This window comes from Lawsonibacter celer (assembly GCF_014281125.1).
In the GTDB taxonomy this organism is placed as follows: Bacteria; Bacillota; Clostridia; order Oscillospirales; family Oscillospiraceae; genus Lawsonibacter_B; species Lawsonibacter_B celer.
The window spans coordinates 104,075-120,426 of record NZ_JACOEA010000004.1 but is presented as its reverse complement, the minus strand read 5'-3'; the positions used below and the strand labels follow the sequence as shown (position 1 = coordinate 120,426).

The following is a 16,352-nucleotide window of genomic DNA, read 5'->3' as shown; positions in this document are numbered from 1 at the left end:
CACCTGCCTTAAGCGATCATCTGGGTAAATTCCGCGATGGGCCCCAGAGCCAGGGCCGGGAAGAAGCTCAGCGCGCCGATAATAAGCACAATGAGGATCAATAAAAAGACAAACATGGCGTTGCTGGTGGATAGGGTGCCCGCGCTGGCCGCCACTTTTTTCTTTGCCGCCATGGAACCGGCGATGACGACCGTGGCCGCCATAGGGACAAAACGTACAAAGAGCATCACCAGCCCCAGGGAGGTGTTTAGGAAGGGTGTGTCGCAGCCCATTCCCGCAAAAGCGGAGCCGTTGTTGCCGCCAGCGGAGGCGTAGTTATAGAGGACCTCCGACAGGCCGTGAGCGCCGCTGTTGTTCAGGGCATCCGCTGTCGCGGGCAGCAGCGCCGCCACGCCAGAACCGATCAGGATGGCGATAGGAGTGGCCAGGCACAGAAGGACGGCCATACGCATCTCTCTGGGCTCAATCTTCTTGCCAAGATACTCCGGCGTCCTGCCTACCATCAGCCCGGCGATAAATACAGTCAGCAGGACAAAGCCAATCATGCCGTACAACCCGCAGCCCACGCCGCCGAACACCACCTCGCCCAGCATCATGAGAAGCATGGGAATCATTCCGCCCAAGGGGGTATAGCTGTCATGCATGGAGTTGACCGAGCCGTTGGAGGCTGCCGTGGTATAGGCCGCCCAGGTGGAGGAGGTCGCCGTGCCGAATCGGGTCTCCTTCCCCTCCATATTGCCCGCCAGAACATCTACGGCTCCATTCTGGGCCAGTTGAGGGGTCGCAGCCTGCTCATTGGCGGCGATGATCCCCAGTGCAGCGACCAGCAGCAGGAACATGGCCAGGAAAATGGCAATTCCCTGGCGCTTGTCCTTTACCATTCTGCCGAAGGAGAAGCACAGTGCGACCGGAATCAGCAAAATCAGCGTCATCTCAATCAGATTGCTGGCCCCGCTGGGGTTTTCAAAGGGGTGTGCGGAGTTGGTTCCCAGCACCCCGCCGCCGTTTGTGCCCGCCTGTTTGGGGGCCACTTGGCTGGCCTGGGGGTACAGGGGCAGGTATTGCTCCGTGACAATCTGCGCCTCCGGGACCACTTCCCCGTCCACCGTGACGGTCTGGGTCTCCAGATCAACCCGCGCGCCCTCAATGACCTCGTAGCCGTCCGCGGTACGGGTGACCGCAATCGGCTCCAACATTTCCACCGTCCTGCCGCCGCTCAGCGACTGGGGCACGCCCAGCGCCATCAGCGCCACGGAAGAGACCAGGCATATGGGCAGCATGATGTACATAACCGCGCGTACCAGATCGGCCCAGAAGTTTCCGATGCCATTGTCTTTTACCCGCATCAGGCCACGGACCAAGGCAAAGAGCACCGCAATGCCGCAGGCGGCGGAGACGAAATTCTGTACCGTCAGGCCCACGGCCTGGGACAGATTGGACAGCGCCACCTCACCGGAATAGGTCTGCCAGTTGGTGTTGGTCACAAAGCTGACGGCCGTGTTAAAGGCCAGGTGCCAGCTAAGCCCGTCAAATCCCTGGGGATTCCAGGGCAGCACACCTTGGAGCATCAGAACTGCAAACAGGAAAACCAGCCCGAAGGCATTAAAGAGCAGCGCACACAGCAGGTATCTTTTCCAGCCCATATTCTCCTCCGGATGAATCCGAAGCAGCTTGTAGATTCCCTTTTCGCAGGGACGGATCAGCTTGGACAGAAAGACCTTTTGACCTCCCATCGCCTTGCTGATATACCCGCCCAGGGGAATGGCCAGAGCTACCAGAATGGCGAGGTACAGGATGTACTGCACAATGGAGTCCATCTCTTATTCCTCCCTCATCAGCGTCCAGGCCAGATAGGCCAGGACGCTGATCACCAGAATACCGATTCCAATCAGAACAATTTGCATACCAATTCCTCCTTTTGTCGGTGCCTATCATAGCACGCAAAAAATAAAGGTGCCATTTGAGAAAATGGCGCCTCTATTAAAAATAAATTAAGCCTCCTTTCCTCCTCAGCAGGCGCTTACCTCATCTTAATATACAGGCCGAAATGCTAAGCTCACGCTAATGGAAAAGGGAGTAAAGTAAAGCTAAGGAAGTGATCCATATGGAAGCCTTCATTTTCATTGGCGGTTTTGCCTGTATTGTGGTATCCGGTTTTTGGGTCATGGATCGGCTGGACCGTTTTCTGAACGGGAACTCGTTTCATTCCTCTGAGGATGAGCGCGAAAGTCCAGCATGCAAAAGGTAATTCTGCTTTTTCCCCGGCACCGAAACAAAAAGAGGGGGACAGCCTTATAGCTGTCCCCCTCTTTTTGTTTCGGTGCCCTTGTATGTCATGGAATGAATCCTCTTGCTGCAGTGCGGCTTATCTCTGCGGTAAGCCATCTCCTGTCGGAAACAGACCGATGTATTCTACCGTTCGGAGCTGGAATGGCTGGGGACCGTCTCATCCCCGCGCTTATCCAGGCGAAGTCCATACTTGTCCAGCTTGCGGTAAAAGACTGCCCGCGATATTCCCAGTGCTTTGGCGGTTTTGGTCCGGTTGCCGTTGTTGGCGGTCAGGGCCTCCAGAATCATACGCTTCTCCGCGGTCTCCTTTGCGGTGCGGAGATTGGCCGGGGACGGCTGGCCCGCGTCCAAGGACAACCGCACTTCCCGCCTGTGCTGGGCCCGCATGGTAAGGGTATCAAAGAGCGGGAGGGTCAGGACCGTTGCCGAGCTCATACTCATGGCCCGTTCCAGGCAGTTCTGCAGCTCCCGGATGTTCCCCGGCCAGTCGTAGGACTGGAAAAATTCCATGACCCGGCCATCCACTCCCTGGACCATCATGCCCAGCTGCCGGTTGAGCCGTCCAATCAGGGTTTTGACCAGCTCCGGGAGATCCTCCCTGCGTTTGCGCAGGGGCGGGGCCACAATATTCAGCACGTTTAGACGGAAGTACAGGTCCTCCCGGAATTTCCCCTCCTCCACCAGCTTGGACAGGGGAATATTGCTGGCCGAGATCACCCGTACATCCACCGGGAAGGTATCGTCCCCGCCCACCGGGGTAATCTCCCGCTCCTGCAGGACCCGGAGGAATTTCGGCTGCATGGTGGAGGGCAGCAGATTGACCTCGTCCAGGAAAATAGAGCCCTTGTTGGCAAAGGCAAAGCGCCCGCGTTTCCCCTGCTTGCTGGCGCCGGTGAAGGCCCCGGGCGCATAGCCGAAAAATTCCGCCTCCATCAGCTCCGGCGGAATGGCGGAGCAGTTGACCCGCACAAAATTTCCAGACTCCCGGATACTGGCGGCGTGGATGGCGTGGGCAATCAGTTCCTTGCCAGTGCCTGTCTCTCCCTCAATGAGCACCGAGCTGGGCACCCGGGCGGCCATACGAATCTGGTTGCGGATCTTGGTCATGGCCGGGCTGGATCCCACCAGGCTGTCCAGATTGTATTTGGCCCCCCGCTCGTATGCCAGCTCCTGTTTGAAGTAGTCCGCCTCCTCAATCACAGCCGCCAGATGGCGGCTGACGATGGCGGCCTCCACCTCGTCGCTGACAATGGTGTAGAGGTAGCAGCCGTTGACTTCGCCCTCGCTGTCGAAGCGTGGCATATAGGTGGTGAACGTGTTTCCCCCGCTCACCGGCTCGCCAATCAGCGGGACCCCGTGCTCCAGCACATAGGCCGCCTTGCTGTCCGGTATGATATCCCATACCCGCTGGCCGATGACATCCTCTGCTGAGACGTGGATAAGAGTGCCGCCCGGCCCTATCGGAAACACATTATGCTCCACCCAACCGGGGTTGACATAGATATAGCGCCCCTCCCGGTCCAGGATAGCCATAACATACATATTCTCCACGAACTGCATGGCGTCCTCCGGAGTCAGCCGGTTTTCCATCGCTTTCACCTCGGTTTGTTTTTTTCATTTTATCGGCTTTTCGGACAAATTTCAATAGAGGATTCCCCCGCATCTACAGCATCTGACACGGCGGATATTGTCACCTTTTTAGGTCGTCGTTTCAAAAGGGTGACAGCTCTTGAGAGGTGTTGCCCCGCAAGGACTTTTGATGTATTGTGTGAAAAATTGTCACCGAAAAGAGACAGCTACTGCCGCCAACTGGAGCCCGGAAGTCGTTGAAATCCCTAGTTTTTCAATGTTGGCATCAAAGTTGCTATATTACTTTTCCGAAAGGAGTGATACAAAATATCTATATTGATAATCGAACCGAAAGGAGATTTTCGATGAAGCTGATTGATCTCTCCATCCCTTTGGAGGATGGACTGCCCAGTGATCCGGAAGGTCAGATTCCGCACATTCTTTATTACAACCACAAAGACACGGCGGCGGAAATGGCGGCGCGTTTTGAGGGCTGCTCTGCCGCAGACCTGGACAATCTGGGCTGGGCGGTGGAGGGTCTGTACCTGTGTACCCATTCCGGCACCCATATGGACGCGCCCTATCACTACTACCCCACAATGAACAACGGGGAGCGAGCCTGGACCATTGACGAGGTGCCGCTGGATTGGTTCATTGGCGAGGGTCTCAAAATGGATTTCTCCGACAAGCCGGACGGCTACAAAATCATGGTCAAAGATCTGGAGGAATACTTCGCCCGTGTGGGCGTCATGCCTGGCCCGGGCAACATCGTACTGCTTCAGACCGGAAACGACAAGCTCTGGGGAAAGCCCGAGTACATGCTGGGCGGCGCCGGGATGAGCGCCGAAGCCACCCGCTGGCTCCTGGACCGGGGCGTGCGTGTGGTCGGTACCGACGGCTGGAGCTGGGACGTGCCCCTGCCTCTGGAGGGCAAGGAATTTGCCCGCGACCACGACCCCTCCATCATCTGGGAGGCCCATCGGGTGGGCAAGGAGTGCGGCTACTGTCACATTGAGAAGCTGGCCCACCTGGATCAGCTCCCGGTAACCGGGTACACCATCATCTGCCTGCCTGTCAGCATCAAGGCCGCATCCGCCGGCTGGGTCCGGGTTGTGGCTGTGATCCATGAGGATGGAGAACGTTTATTTTCGTGATGTCTGGGAAACTGCCCATACAAATAAGGAGGATATGTAAGATGAAAAAAACAAACCGCATCATCGCCCTGCTGCTCTCCCTGTGTATGATCCTCTCCCTGACCGCCTGCGGCGGCACCCCCACCCAGAGCAATAACCCCTCCAGCTCCGGCACACCCGCCACCAGCCAGTCCGGAGAAAAAGAGCACCCCGTTCTGAACTACCCCCTTCTGGCCGATCCCACTCAGCTTGACCCCCATGTGAGCGACGGCACCGAGTACATGGTTTTCTACCAGATCTTCGACGGCTTGGTCCGGTTTGACGGCAGCGACCAGCAGACTGCCATCCCCGATCTGGCCGAGAGCTGGGAGATCAGCGATGACAACCTGGTTTACACCTTTCATCTGCGTGAGGCCAAATTTTCCGACGGCAGCGATTTTACCGCCGACGATGTGGTGTTCTCCGTAGAGCGCCTCAAGACACAGCCCTCTACAGCCTCCAAAGTGCTGATGATCGACCACGCCGAGAAGGTGGACGACCATACCGTGAAGCTGATCTGCTCTTACGCCTATCCTAATCTGCTCCTTCAGCTTTGCTCTTGGCCCTGGCGCATGGTGTCCAAGGCCGCGGTGGAGAAATACGGCGACGGCACCGAGGGCATGGTCATCGGCACCGGCGCCTACAAGCTGAAGGACTGGACGCTGGGCCAGGGCGTTACCCTGACCACAAATGAATATTACTGGGGTGAGAAGCCCTACTTTGAAGAGATCAACTTCAAAGTCATCACCGATACCACCACCGCGCTTGCCGCCCTGGAAAACGGCGAACTGGATTTCACACAGATCACCAGTGGCATGGACGTGGAGTATTATGGCAGCAGCGACCGCTTTGACCTGGTTCAGATTCATCGCCCCACCATCGCGGCCCACGTGTTCAACACCACCGGCGAGAACAAGGCTCTGGCCGATCCTAAGGTGCGTCAGGCCCTGTGCTACGCCATTGACCGCCAGTCTATGGTGGATCTGGTCTTTGACGGTCAAGGGTTCCCCGATGTTTATTCCTTTATTCCGGAAGGCGCCGAGGGTTACACTACGGACCTTCCCCACTATGATTACAACGTGGAGACCGCCAAGCAGCTTCTGGCTGAGGCCGGCTACGCCGATGGACTGACTATTGAATTCATTTATCCCACCGTTGCCCTGTGCGAAAATCTGGCCGCCGCGCTCAAGGAGGCCTATAAGAACGTGGGCGTCACCCTGGAACTGGTCCCCATGGAGTACAGCGCCTTTACCGCCGCTCTCTACCTGGGCAACTACGAGAGCGCCTATACTGAATGGACGTCCGTCCCGTACAATCCGCCTCTGGACTACAATCTGTACTTCATCTCCACCGGCTCTCTGAACTACTGCCGGGTCAAGGACGAGTGGATTGACCAGAAGGCCGATGAGGCCTCCCGCACCATGGACTACGACGCCCGCAATGCCATCTATGTGGAGCTGAACACCTATATCCGCGAGCAGGCCTACTACGGTGTCATCTGCGGCATCGTCGGCAACTATGTGGTCAATAACCACGTGAAGGGCTATGAATTTGAGGCCAACACCATGCTGACCAAGCTGGCTGACTGGTATTGGGAGTAAGCCGCATGCACCCCTCTCAGATCATTTTCTGCCTTGTGGTACAAGCACAATTAGAGGGCTTCCCGCTTCAGCGGGAAGCCCCCCTTTAAAGGGGGAACTGCTTTGTTTAAATACATTATCAAGCGCATTCTCATCATGATTCCCATGCTGCTGGTGGTCACCTTTATCGTGTTTTCCCTGATCTCCATGTCCGATGTGGACCCCGGCCGCAGCAAGCTGGGCCCGGAGGCCAGCCAAGAGCTGGTAGACGAGCTGAACCATAAATACGGCATGGACCAGCCTTTCCTCATCCGCTATTTCAAGTGGGTCTGGGGCGCAATCCGTCTGGATTTCGGCGACTCCTGGTACTATGACCATCCGGTGTCCGTGGACATCGCGGCCCGCTTTCCCAACACCATTAAGCTCACGCTTCTGAGCATCGGCATCGCCCTAATCATCGGCATCCCTCTGGGTGTGCTGGCGGCGGTAAAGCAGTACTCCTGGGCTGACCGGGTGTTTACCACCCTCTCCATGCTTATGGCCGCCATTCCCACCTTCTGTATCGCCACCATCGGCGTGCTGATTTTCTGCTGGAAGCTCCATTGGGTACCCGCTACGGGCGTTGTAAACGGCTGGAAAAGTTGGATTTTGCCCTCGCTGACCCTCGGCATTTCCTATTCCGCCAGTTTTCTTCGCTTTACCCGCTCCTCCGTGCTGGATACCATCCGTCAGGACTATATCCGCACCGTCCGCTCCAAGGGCGTGCGGGAGCGCACGGTGATCTGGGGCCATTCCTTCCGCAACTCCCTTCTGCCCCTGATCACCATTACCGGCATGATGCTGGGCGGCCTTCTGGGCGGAGCGGTGATTATGGAGAGCGTGTTTGTCATCCCCGGACTGGGCACCCTTGTCATGAATTCCATTAACCAGTATGACATGCCCATGACCATGGCTGCCATTACTATGCTGGCCGCCATGTATATGCTGATTATGCTGGTTGTGGATATTCTGTACGCCGTGGTAGACCCCCGTATTCGGGCCAGATATACCTCATTTAAAAAGAAAAAAGCGCCTGCAAAGGCAGAAGGAGGCGCGGCCTGATGAAAGTAAAACGACGCAGTTCCTTTTTGGAGGCCTGGATTCGCCTGCGCAAAAACAAGCTGGCCATCGTCTGCCTGGCTGTTGTGTGTCTTCTGATTTTGATTGCCGTCTTTGCCGATCTGATCACCCCCTATGAGAATGCCATCGCAAATAACTCCGCCGCAAAATTTGCCAAGCCCAGCGCCGAGCACTGGTTTGGCTGCGACAATCTGGGGCGCGATATGTTTGCCCGCGTCATCCACGGCTCCCGGGTATCCCTGCTGCTGGGCTTCGGCGCCACGGCGGTGGCCACTGTGGCGGCCTCCCTGCTGGGCTCTGCCGCCGCTTTCATCGGCGGCAAATTCGACACGGTGGTCATGCGTCTGGCGGATATTCTCAGCTCCATCCCTCCCATTCTGCTCTCGTTGGCCATTGCCGCCGGCTTCGGCAGAGGTCTGCCCCAGTTGGTCATCTCCATTGCCATCGGCTCCCTGCCGGGCTATGTTCGGATCGTGCGCTCCACGGTTCTGGGCATCTCAGGTCAGGAGTACATTGAGGCGGCCCGCTCCATGGGCTTCGGCACCGGGAAGATTATCGTCTCCGAGATTCTGCCTAACGCTTTGAGCACCATTCTGGTACAGGCCACGATGATGGTGTCTGCCAACATTCTCTCCGGCACCATGCTCTCCTTTCTGGGCCTGGGCGTGCCCGTACCCCGGCCGGAATGGGGTGCCATTATGTCCGACGGCCTGGACTACATCCGTTATGCGTCCCATCTCGTCATCTTCCCCACGATTTTTATTGCCATTACAGCGCTCTCAATCAATATTCTGGGCGACGGTCTGCGTGACGCCTTTGATCCGCGGCTGAAGGGAAAGGCATGAGGTGATGGTATGAGCGAGAAATTATTGGAAATCAATGGTCTGCGCATTGAGTACACCTCAGAAAATGGCCCGGCAAAAGCGGTTAACGGGATTACCTTCTCTCTGGACCGCGGCCAGTCCATGGGCCTGGTCGGCGAGACCGGCGCCGGCAAGACCACCACAGCCCTGTCCATTCTGCGCTTGCTGCCCAAGTATACGGCCAAGGTCACCGGCGGTGAAATACGCTTTGATGGGCGGGATGTCATGTCGGTCAGCGAGGCTGAGATGCGCGCCATCCGGGGCGGCCGGGCGGCCATGATTTTTCAGGACCCCATGACCAGCCTGGACCCGGTCATTACCGTGCGCGATCAGATTGCCGAGGTGCTGCTCCTCCACCGTGAGGACCTGGACCGGGCAAACGTAGACGCCGAGGTCGGCCGCATCCTGGAGATGGTAGGGATCCCCGCCGCCCGGATGCACGAATATCCCCACCAGTTCTCGGGCGGCATGAAGCAGCGCGTGATGATCGCCATCGCCATTGCCTGCAACCCGGAGCTGCTCATCGCCGACGAACCCACCACCGCCCTGGATGTGACCATCCAGGCCCAGGTGCTCTCCATGATGCGCAGGCTGAAGCGCGAGCTCCACTCCGCGCTTCTGCTCATCACCCACGATTTGGGCGTAGTGGCCAGCATCTGCGACATCATCGGCATCATGTATGCCGGGGAAATCGTGGAGTTCGGCACTCTGGAGGATATTTTTGACCCGGAGAAAAAACATCACCCCTATACAGTGGGTCTGTTCGGCTCCATCCCAAACCTAACTATGGACGCCGAACGGCTCTCCCCCATCCCCGGGCTGATGCCCGACCCAACCGATCTGCCCGCAGGGTGCAGCTTCGGCCCCCGGTGCCCGCACTATGACCCCGCGCGCTGTGGAAGCACAGACCCCGTAGGGAGCGCAGGGACTCCCACGGAAATTCCGATCGCCCGAAAGGGGCAGCACCAAATCAGATGCGTCCTGTATGCCGACGCCGACCTTTAAACGTGGAGGAATCCGTCATGAGTGATATTTTGCTCGCGTGCAACCACCTGAAAAAATACTTTCCCACTCCAGCCGGTTACCTCCACGCGGTGGACGACATCAACCTGACCATCCCCCGGGGCAAGACCCTAGGCATCGTGGGCGAGTCTGGCTGCGGTAAGTCCACTTTGGGCCGCTGCATCCTGCGGCTGATTGAGCCCACCTCAGGCGAGGTCCTGTTTGACGGCCGCGACGTAACCAAAATGGACCAGAAGGAGCTGCACAAGATGCGCCGGGAGATGCAGCTTATCTTCCAGGACCCCTATGCCTCTCTGAATCCGAGAAAAACGGTATTCCAAACGATTTCCGAGCCCATGCGGATTTACGGCATCTGCAAGGACAAGGCTGACCTGGAGCGCCGCACACTGGAGCTGATGGATACGGTAGGTCTGTCCGACCGGTACATCAACACCTATCCCCATGAGATTGACGGCGGTCGCCGCCAGCGCATCGGCATCGCCCGGGCCCTGTCCCTGGATCCGAAATTCGTGGTGTGCGACGAGCCGGTCTCCGCCCTGGACGTGTCCATTCAGGCCCAGATTCTGAACCTGATGATGGACCTCCAGGACAAAATGGGTCTGACCTACATGTTCATCACCCACAATCTTTCGGTGGTCAAGCATATCTCCGATGAGATTGCCGTGCTCTACCTCGGCCAGATGGTGGAGCGGGCCCCCCGAAACGAGCTGTTCTCCAATCCCGCCCACCCCTATACTCAGGCGCTGCTCAGCGCCATTCCCATTCCAGCCCTGGGGTATAAGGACAAGGAGCCGGAGCTCATCCGTGGCGAGGTATCCTCCCCCATCAATCCCAAGCCGGGCTGCCGCTTTGCCCCTCGCTGTCCCTACGCCACCAAGCAGTGCCAGGAGGAGCAGCCTATGCGCGACCTGGGAAACGGGCACATTGTGGCCTGCCACCGCTGCGGCGGGGCCCCAGCAAATGCGGGCGCGGCCGAGATGGCCGCCGGCTGAGTCCGGTGCAATATTATTTTGAAAGGGAGATTATACATGGAAATTAAGAACATTTGTGTTGTGGGCGGCGGCCGTATGGGCCGCCAGATTGCCCTGAACGCCGCCATCTACGGCTATGGCGCCGCAGTGTACGATGTGGCCCCCGCCGTTTTGGAGGACGTGCAGAAATGGGCGCAGGAGTACCTCGCCGGCCGCGTCACAAAGGGCCGCATGACCCAGGAGCAGGTGGACGCCATTCAGAGGCGTTTCCGTGTGGAGGCCGACCTGGCCAAAGCCTGTGAGGGCGCCGACTGCGTCATTGAGGCCGTGGTGGAGATTGAGGACGTCAAGCACAAGCTCTTTCAGCAGCTTGACGGCATTGTGGGCAAGGACGTAATCCTGTGCACCAACTCCAGCTTTATGGTGTCCTCGCTTTTCGCCCAGGACGTGTCCAATCCCTCCCGCCTGTGCAACATGCATTTCTACAATCCCGCCCTGGTCATGAAGTTCGTGGAGATCGTTCAGGGCCCCCACTGTTCCGACGAGACTGCCAAAGCCGCCTACGACTTCTGCGTCAACACCGGCAAAAAGCCCATCTGGCAGAAGAAGGAGATCCCTGGCTTTGCCGGCAACTTCCTGATCGCCGGCCTCACCGAGCGGGCCCACTATCTGGTTCAGAACGGCTACTGTACCTTCCAGGACGTGGATATCGCAATGGAGGAGGGCTTCCACCACCCCATGGGCCCCTTCCGTCTGAACGATCTGACCGGCGTCAACCTGAGCTTCGACATGATGCAGGCCCAGTACAAGGCCACCGGGAAGAAGCCGGACATGTACGATGTTTATGAGGATTTGGTCAAGCGGGGCCGCTTCGGCCGATCCGTAGGCCACGGTTTTTATGATTACGAATAAAGGTTGAGGAGCAAATTCCATGAAAAAAGTCATTCTTTCCGCGGCCCTGACCGGCACCGCCGGCAGCAAGTCACAGACCCCGGATATACCCATCTCCCCGGAGGAGATCGCCGCCGACGCTGTGGCGGTGGCCAAGGCTGGGGCCTCTATGGTCCATATCCACGTCCACGACGAGGAGGGCCGTCCCACTATGCAGACCGAGTATTTCCGCGCCGCCTTTGAGGCGGTCAAGGAGGCCACCGAAAAGGCGGGCGTGGACGTCATTGTCAACCTGACCACCTCCGGCGGCAGCAATGACAGCTTTCTCCGTCAGGAGCACCTGCGCCAGCTTCGTCCCGAGGTATGCTCCTACGACGCGGGCACCTTTAACTGGGCCCTGGGCGGCGTGTTTGAGAACAGCCCCAATTTCCTGGTGGAGCTTGGCAAGACCACGCAACAGTACGACATCAAGCCCGAAATTGAAATCTTTGACGCGGGTATGTTGAGCAACGCTATCGCTTACACCGGCTACAACGTGCTCAAGGCGCCCTGCCATTTCCAGTTTGTGCTCGGCGTGGTGGGCGCTATGGACGGCACGGTGGAAAACCTGGAATACCTCCACCGCCGCCTGCCCGCCGGGTCTACCTGGAGCGTCACCGGCATCGGCAAGGCCCATCTTCCCATGCTGCTCACCGGTCTGGCCCTGGGCTGCGACGGTCTGCGGGTGGGTCTGGAGGACAACCTCTACCTGTCCAAAGGGGTGAAGGGTACCAATGTACAGCTGGTGGAGCGGGCCGCCGCAATCGCGCGTCTGGCAGGCCGTGAACCGGCTACTGCCGACGAGGCGCGGCAGATGCTGGGCATTACCCGCCATGCGCTGGCTGAATACCAAGGGTAACCGCCCTCTGGGCAGCATCCTAACTCGGTTTTTTGGGGCATGGCGCCAAAGGCGCCATGCCCCTCCGCAGGAAATTTCTTATCAAAACAGGAGAATTCTATGGAAGCGAATCGGAAACTGCTCGACGGGCTGATGGTCGTGGAACTGGCCACCTATGTGGCCGCTCCCACCTGTGGGAAGCTGTTGGCGGACCTGGGGGCGCAGGTTATTAAGGTGGAGGCTCCGCCCTACGGCGATGCCTGGCGCTACGGCGATGAAACCGGCTCGAATCGGATTAATGCCCGGTTTGAAGTGTGCAACTCCGGAAAGAGGAGCGTCCTGCTGGATTTGAAAACAGCAGACGGCATGGCCGCCATGCATAAGCTGATTGCCAAGGCGGATATTTTTCTCACCAATACCCGAGGCAAGTCGCTGCGCCGGCTGGGGCTGGACCACGAAACGCTGCGCGCGCGCCATCCGCGGCTGATTTATGCCTGGCTTACCGCTTACGGCCCTGAAGGACCAGACGCGGATGCCCCCGGCTTTGATGCGGTGGCCTTCTGGGCCAAGGCCGGTTATACGGCGGACATGAGTGTGAGGACCGACAACAGCTATCCGGCGCTGACTCCCCTTGGGGCAGGAGACACCGTGACGGGCACCATGCTGTACGCCACGATACTCACCGCCCTGCTCCGCCGCTCCGCCACCGGAGAGGGGGACTTTGTCACCACCTCTCTCTACAACGCTGGTATCTGGGCGGCCTGCGGCATGATTGCCGTGGCCAGAAACACGCCGGGTTTCGCGCCGGTACGCAGAGAGGAGTGCGCTCCAGAAAGCTCCCCCTACCTGTGCGCGGACGGCGAGTGGGTCATGTGTTGTATTTTGGAGTACAGCCGATACGCCCCGGCCCTGCACCAGGCACTCGGGTATCCAGACCTGCTGCAGGACCCGCGGTTTGATACCCCGGAAAAGCGGAAACAGCACAATAAAGAGATGATGGACCTCTTTGCCGCATCCTTTGCCGCCAAGCCCGCTGACGAGTGGGTCCGCATTCTCTCGGGCCTGGACATTGTGTGCACCCGCCTCAACCATTACTCCGAGGTACCGGACAGTGAACAGGCGTGGGCTAACGGCTATCTGCAGCGTGTTAGCTACCCCAATGGAGAGGAATACATTTATCCCTGCCCTCCCTTCCGTATAGAGTCCCAGACACCGGCGCTGCTGACAGCCGCCCCAAAGCTAGGTGAGCATACCCAGGAGATTCTCGCGCTTTTAAACAAAACCTGAGCTCCCAAAAACCATCCCCGTATCCGCGCAAGCGAATACGGGGATGGTTTTTGGATTCATTTTACCCCTCCCGCTTTCCAAACGGGAGATGCCTGCCGGAGCTACACAGAGTCAATCCCGCTTTCGTCCGCGAATACTGGCGCCGAAGTCCATCAGAGTCTGCTCCACCCGTTCCGGCTCCGTCCGATAGACGTCATACAGCTTCTGGGCCGCCTCGGCCACCGGAATAATGCCCTGATGCCTGGCGATGCGTTCCAGTGCCCAGACAGCGGCATGCTCCGCTGTAATGGCGTCTTTGGGCGTGTCGTTGCCGCCCTTATGAAAGATCTCACTCTCCACCGCCCCGGGACACAGGACGGAGACATGGATGTTGCGCGGCAGCATTTCCATGCGCAGGCTCTCGCTCAGGCCGACCACAGCATGTTTGGCGGTGGAGTACAGCACCTGATAGGGGGCGGGGGTAAGCCCCTGGATGGAGGCCGTGTTGACAATATGGCCAAACCCCTGCGCAAGCATGATGGGCAGCACTGCGTTCACGCCGTAAATTACCCCCCACAGATCCGTGTTCAGTACCCGCTCCCAGGCGTGGAGCGAGGCGCGTTCCGTGGGGCCGCCCGCGCCGATACCGGCGTTATTGAAGAGAAAGTCAATCCGGCCGTTGTCAGCAGCCACCTGATTCATCAGAGCGGAAACCGCCTGGGCGTCGGTAACGTCCACGGCCAAAAACTGTGCCCGCTCGCCATATGCGGCCAGCTTTTCCCGATCCTCGTCCAGCTTGGATTGGGTGCGGGCGGTAAAGTACACCCGGCCGGCGCCATATTCCAGCAGCTTTACGCCAAGGCCGTAGCCAATACCCGTGGATGCGCCGGTGATGACGCATACCTTGTTTTGATAGTAATCCATTTCCATATACCTCGCAATCTTCCCCAGGGCCTCAGTCCCGCAGGGGCACCTGTTCCAAATAGCGTCTGGGATTTTCCCGCATAATTTTCTCAAATTGGGCGTGTGTGACGCCCTCCCGTTCCAGCAGGGCGGGCATAACCTCAAATACCTGACTGTAATCGCCGATCATGCCGCTTTCGTCGGTGTGCGCCACCGGCGTCATGGCAATGCCGAAATCAGAGTTGACCGCGCTGTCGTGGGAGAGGAAAATCTGATCCTCATACCCCTTCCGGCACAGAGCGCCCACCATTTTAGCCAGGTTTTCATGGGAGTTGAGCGCCGGAAAGCCGATCTGATCGCATCCCACATACACGCCCTTTCTGCACAGCGCCTCCACATAGTCCAGGTCATTGGAGGAAAACGCGTGGCCGATCACGATCCTGTGCGGCGGCACGCTGTACCCCAGCAGGGCATCCACCTGGGCCAGGCCGTAACGCTCCCAGGCGTTTGCATGGGTGATAACGGGCACGCCGGTCTCCTTTGATGCGATGGCGGCGGCCGCAATCATCATCTGATTGGTCTGGCTCAGGCCGAAGGGGACGTCGGTGGCACATTTGACCAGCGCGGCCTTGCTGTCCGTGCCCATAATGCCTTGGGTGATCTCCCGGATATAAAATTGTGCCAAGTAATAGGGGTCTGTGCCGATGTGCAGCCAGGGCACCTCGTCATAATAGACGCCGGTGGTGGCGAGCACATGGATTCCGGCCAGCTCCGCCGCCCGCCGTACCGCCCGTATATCGCGGCCCAAAGTGATGGGGCTGGCATCCACAATGGTGTTCAGCCCGTACTTCTTGAGTCGCTCCACATGGCCAGCGAATTTCCGGATGCCGGCCTCCCGATCCCACCAGTCCGGGAATGCTCCGGCAAAGACGGGAGAGAGATTAAAGATATGCTCATGCATCAGTGTAACATCCAGATCAGATGTATCCGCCGGGCCGCTCACGGTGTTGATCTTCAAGAGGCCTCCTCCAATCTTCGAGCATGCGCTGCTTCATTCTGTCAGGAATTAATAAATAAAGGTTCCCCCGTTGACGGGCAGGGTCACGCCGGTGATAAAGCTGGCGTCATCGCTGGCCAGGAAGAGGGCTGCGGCGGCCAGTTCGTCAACGGTTCCCAGACGCTGAAGCGGAATGATCTGAATATACCGGGAGAGTATCTTCTCCGGCACCGCTCGCATCATATCCGTGTCAATCATGGCGGGCGTGATGGCGTTGACGGTAATGCCCTTGCCGGCCAGCTCCTTGGCCAGCGTTTTGGTCAGGCCCAGCAGGCCGGCCTTGGAGGCGGCATAGTTGGCCTGACCAAAGTTGCCGTTGGCGGAGGAAGAGGAAATATTGACGATCCTTCCATAGCCCTGTTCCCGCATCAGAGGGACGACGTGCTTGCAGCAGTGATAGGGGCCGTCCAGGTTGATGCGCAGCACGTCGTTCCACTGCTTTTCGGTCATATTCTGGAACTGCGCATCCCGGGTAATGCCGGCATTGTTGACCAGGATGTCGATCCGCCCAAAGGCGGCCAGAGTGGCCTGTGTGGCCGCGGCCACCTGAGCGCTGTCAGATACATCGCAGCAGATGGCGACGGCATTGCCGCCCAACTGCACGGCGGTTTGCTCCGCCAGACACAGGTCGTAGTCCCATATGGCCACACCCGCGGCCTGTTCCCGGAGAAAGCGGGCCGCTATTGCGGCCCCAATCCCCTTGCCCGCGCCGGTAACAACGGCAAATTTCCCCTTTAAATCAGACATGGTAAATACCTCCTAATATTAAAAT

At 58.4% G+C, this 16,352-nt stretch carries 14 protein-coding genes; 9 read left to right on the top strand and 5 right to left on the bottom strand.

Features of this window, described 5'->3' with window-relative positions:
- Positions 1–8: 8 nt before the first annotated feature.
- A complete protein-coding gene (gene kdpA / locus H9Q75_RS08770) occupies positions 9–1,817 on the bottom strand; it encodes a potassium-transporting ATPase subunit KdpA (protein ID WP_186566200.1) in 1,809 nt (602 codons plus the stop codon).
- Between the two features lie 595 nt (positions 1,818–2,412).
- Positions 2,413–3,879, bottom strand: coding sequence for a sigma-54 interaction domain-containing protein (locus H9Q75_RS08765; RefSeq protein WP_186566198.1), 1,467 nt, complete (start codon positions 3,877–3,879; stop codon positions 2,413–2,415).
- Between the two features lie 344 nt (positions 3,880–4,223).
- Between H9Q75_RS08765 and H9Q75_RS08760 the strand changes: the two genes are divergently transcribed.
- From H9Q75_RS08760 to H9Q75_RS08720, 9 genes are all read left to right on the top strand, one after another.
- The gene (locus tag H9Q75_RS08760) at positions 4,224–5,012 is read left to right on the top strand and encodes a cyclase family protein (RefSeq protein WP_186566196.1); all 789 of its coding nucleotides are present in this window, start codon (positions 4,224–4,226) and stop codon (positions 5,010–5,012) included.
- 41 nt (positions 5,013–5,053) lie between these two features.
- A complete protein-coding gene (locus tag H9Q75_RS08755) occupies positions 5,054–6,631 on the top strand; it encodes an ABC transporter substrate-binding protein (RefSeq protein WP_186566194.1) in 1,578 nt (525 codons plus the stop codon).
- 102 nt (positions 6,632–6,733) lie between these two features.
- Positions 6,734–7,711, top strand: a complete 978-nt coding sequence (locus tag H9Q75_RS08750; RefSeq protein ID WP_186566188.1) for an ABC transporter permease — start codon at positions 6,734–6,736, stop codon at positions 7,709–7,711.
- Positions 7,711–8,574 (top strand): ABC transporter permease, encoded by an 864-nt coding sequence (locus tag H9Q75_RS08745; RefSeq protein ID WP_186566186.1) that lies wholly within the window; start codon positions 7,711–7,713, stop codon positions 8,572–8,574. The genes H9Q75_RS08750 and H9Q75_RS08745 overlap by 1 nt, the downstream gene beginning before the upstream one ends.
- A 9-nt stretch (positions 8,575–8,583) precedes the next feature.
- Complete coding sequence (locus H9Q75_RS08740) at positions 8,584–9,597, top strand: ABC transporter ATP-binding protein (protein WP_186566184.1); 1,014 nt, start codon at positions 8,584–8,586, stop codon at positions 9,595–9,597.
- Positions 9,598–9,614: 17 nt separating this feature from the next.
- Positions 9,615–10,607, top strand: coding sequence for an ABC transporter ATP-binding protein (locus H9Q75_RS08735; protein ID WP_186566182.1), 993 nt, complete (start codon positions 9,615–9,617; stop codon positions 10,605–10,607).
- A gap of 36 nt (positions 10,608–10,643) precedes the next feature.
- Positions 10,644–11,498 (top strand): 3-hydroxyacyl-CoA dehydrogenase family protein, encoded by an 855-nt coding sequence (locus H9Q75_RS08730; RefSeq protein WP_186566180.1) that lies wholly within the window; start codon positions 10,644–10,646, stop codon positions 11,496–11,498.
- 19 nt (positions 11,499–11,517) lie between these two features.
- Positions 11,518–12,375 carry a beta-keto acid cleavage family enzyme gene (locus H9Q75_RS08725; protein ID WP_186566178.1) on the top strand — a complete coding sequence of 286 codons (858 nt, stop codon included), beginning with the start codon at positions 11,518–11,520 and terminating at the stop codon, positions 12,373–12,375.
- Between the two features lie 99 nt (positions 12,376–12,474).
- Positions 12,475–13,641 (top strand): CaiB/BaiF CoA transferase family protein, encoded by a 1,167-nt coding sequence (locus H9Q75_RS08720; RefSeq protein WP_186566177.1) that lies wholly within the window; start codon positions 12,475–12,477, stop codon positions 13,639–13,641.
- Between the two features lie 111 nt (positions 13,642–13,752).
- Here the strand turns inward: H9Q75_RS08720 and H9Q75_RS08715 are convergent, their stop codons facing one another.
- Genes H9Q75_RS08715 through H9Q75_RS08705 form a run of 3 tightly spaced genes read right to left on the bottom strand, consistent with a single transcriptional unit; the run spans position 13,753 to position 16,327 of the window.
- Entirely contained in the window at positions 13,753–14,544 is a 792-nt protein-coding gene (locus H9Q75_RS08715) for an SDR family NAD(P)-dependent oxidoreductase (protein WP_186566175.1), read from the bottom strand.
- A 31-nt stretch (positions 14,545–14,575) separates the two neighbouring features.
- Positions 14,576–15,541, bottom strand: a complete 966-nt coding sequence (locus H9Q75_RS08710; protein ID WP_186566173.1) for a phosphotriesterase family protein — start codon at positions 15,539–15,541, stop codon at positions 14,576–14,578.
- Between the two features lie 48 nt (positions 15,542–15,589).
- On the bottom strand, positions 15,590–16,327 hold the full coding sequence (locus H9Q75_RS08705; protein ID WP_186566171.1) for an SDR family oxidoreductase: 738 nt from the start codon (positions 16,325–16,327) through the stop codon (positions 15,590–15,592).
- Positions 16,328–16,352: the final 25 nt, after the last annotated feature.

Coding starts and splice junctions, on each gene's coding strand:
- kdpA (WP_186566200.1), bottom strand. CDS start 1,817: ATGGACTCCATTGTGCAGTACATCCTGTACCTCGCCATTCTGGTAGCT.
- H9Q75_RS08765 (WP_186566198.1), bottom strand. CDS start 3,879: ATGGAAAACCGGCTGACTCCGGAGGACGCCATGCAGTTCGTGGAGAAT.
- H9Q75_RS08760 (WP_186566196.1), top strand. CDS start 4,224: ATGAAGCTGATTGATCTCTCCATCCCTTTGGAGGATGGACTGCCCAGT.
- H9Q75_RS08755 (WP_186566194.1), top strand. CDS start 5,054: ATGAAAAAAACAAACCGCATCATCGCCCTGCTGCTCTCCCTGTGTATG.
- H9Q75_RS08745 (WP_186566186.1), top strand. CDS start 7,711: ATGAAAGTAAAACGACGCAGTTCCTTTTTGGAGGCCTGGATTCGCCTG.
- H9Q75_RS08740 (WP_186566184.1), top strand. CDS start 8,584: ATGAGCGAGAAATTATTGGAAATCAATGGTCTGCGCATTGAGTACACC.
- H9Q75_RS08735 (WP_186566182.1), top strand. CDS start 9,615: ATGAGTGATATTTTGCTCGCGTGCAACCACCTGAAAAAATACTTTCCC.
- H9Q75_RS08730 (WP_186566180.1), top strand. CDS start 10,644: ATGGAAATTAAGAACATTTGTGTTGTGGGCGGCGGCCGTATGGGCCGC.
- H9Q75_RS08725 (WP_186566178.1), top strand. CDS start 11,518: ATGAAAAAAGTCATTCTTTCCGCGGCCCTGACCGGCACCGCCGGCAGC.
- H9Q75_RS08720 (WP_186566177.1), top strand. CDS start 12,475: ATGGAAGCGAATCGGAAACTGCTCGACGGGCTGATGGTCGTGGAACTG.
- H9Q75_RS08715 (WP_186566175.1), bottom strand. CDS start 14,544: ATGGATTACTATCAAAACAAGGTATGCGTCATCACCGGCGCATCCACG.
- H9Q75_RS08705 (WP_186566171.1), bottom strand. CDS start 16,327: ATGTCTGATTTAAAGGGGAAATTTGCCGTTGTTACCGGCGCGGGCAAG.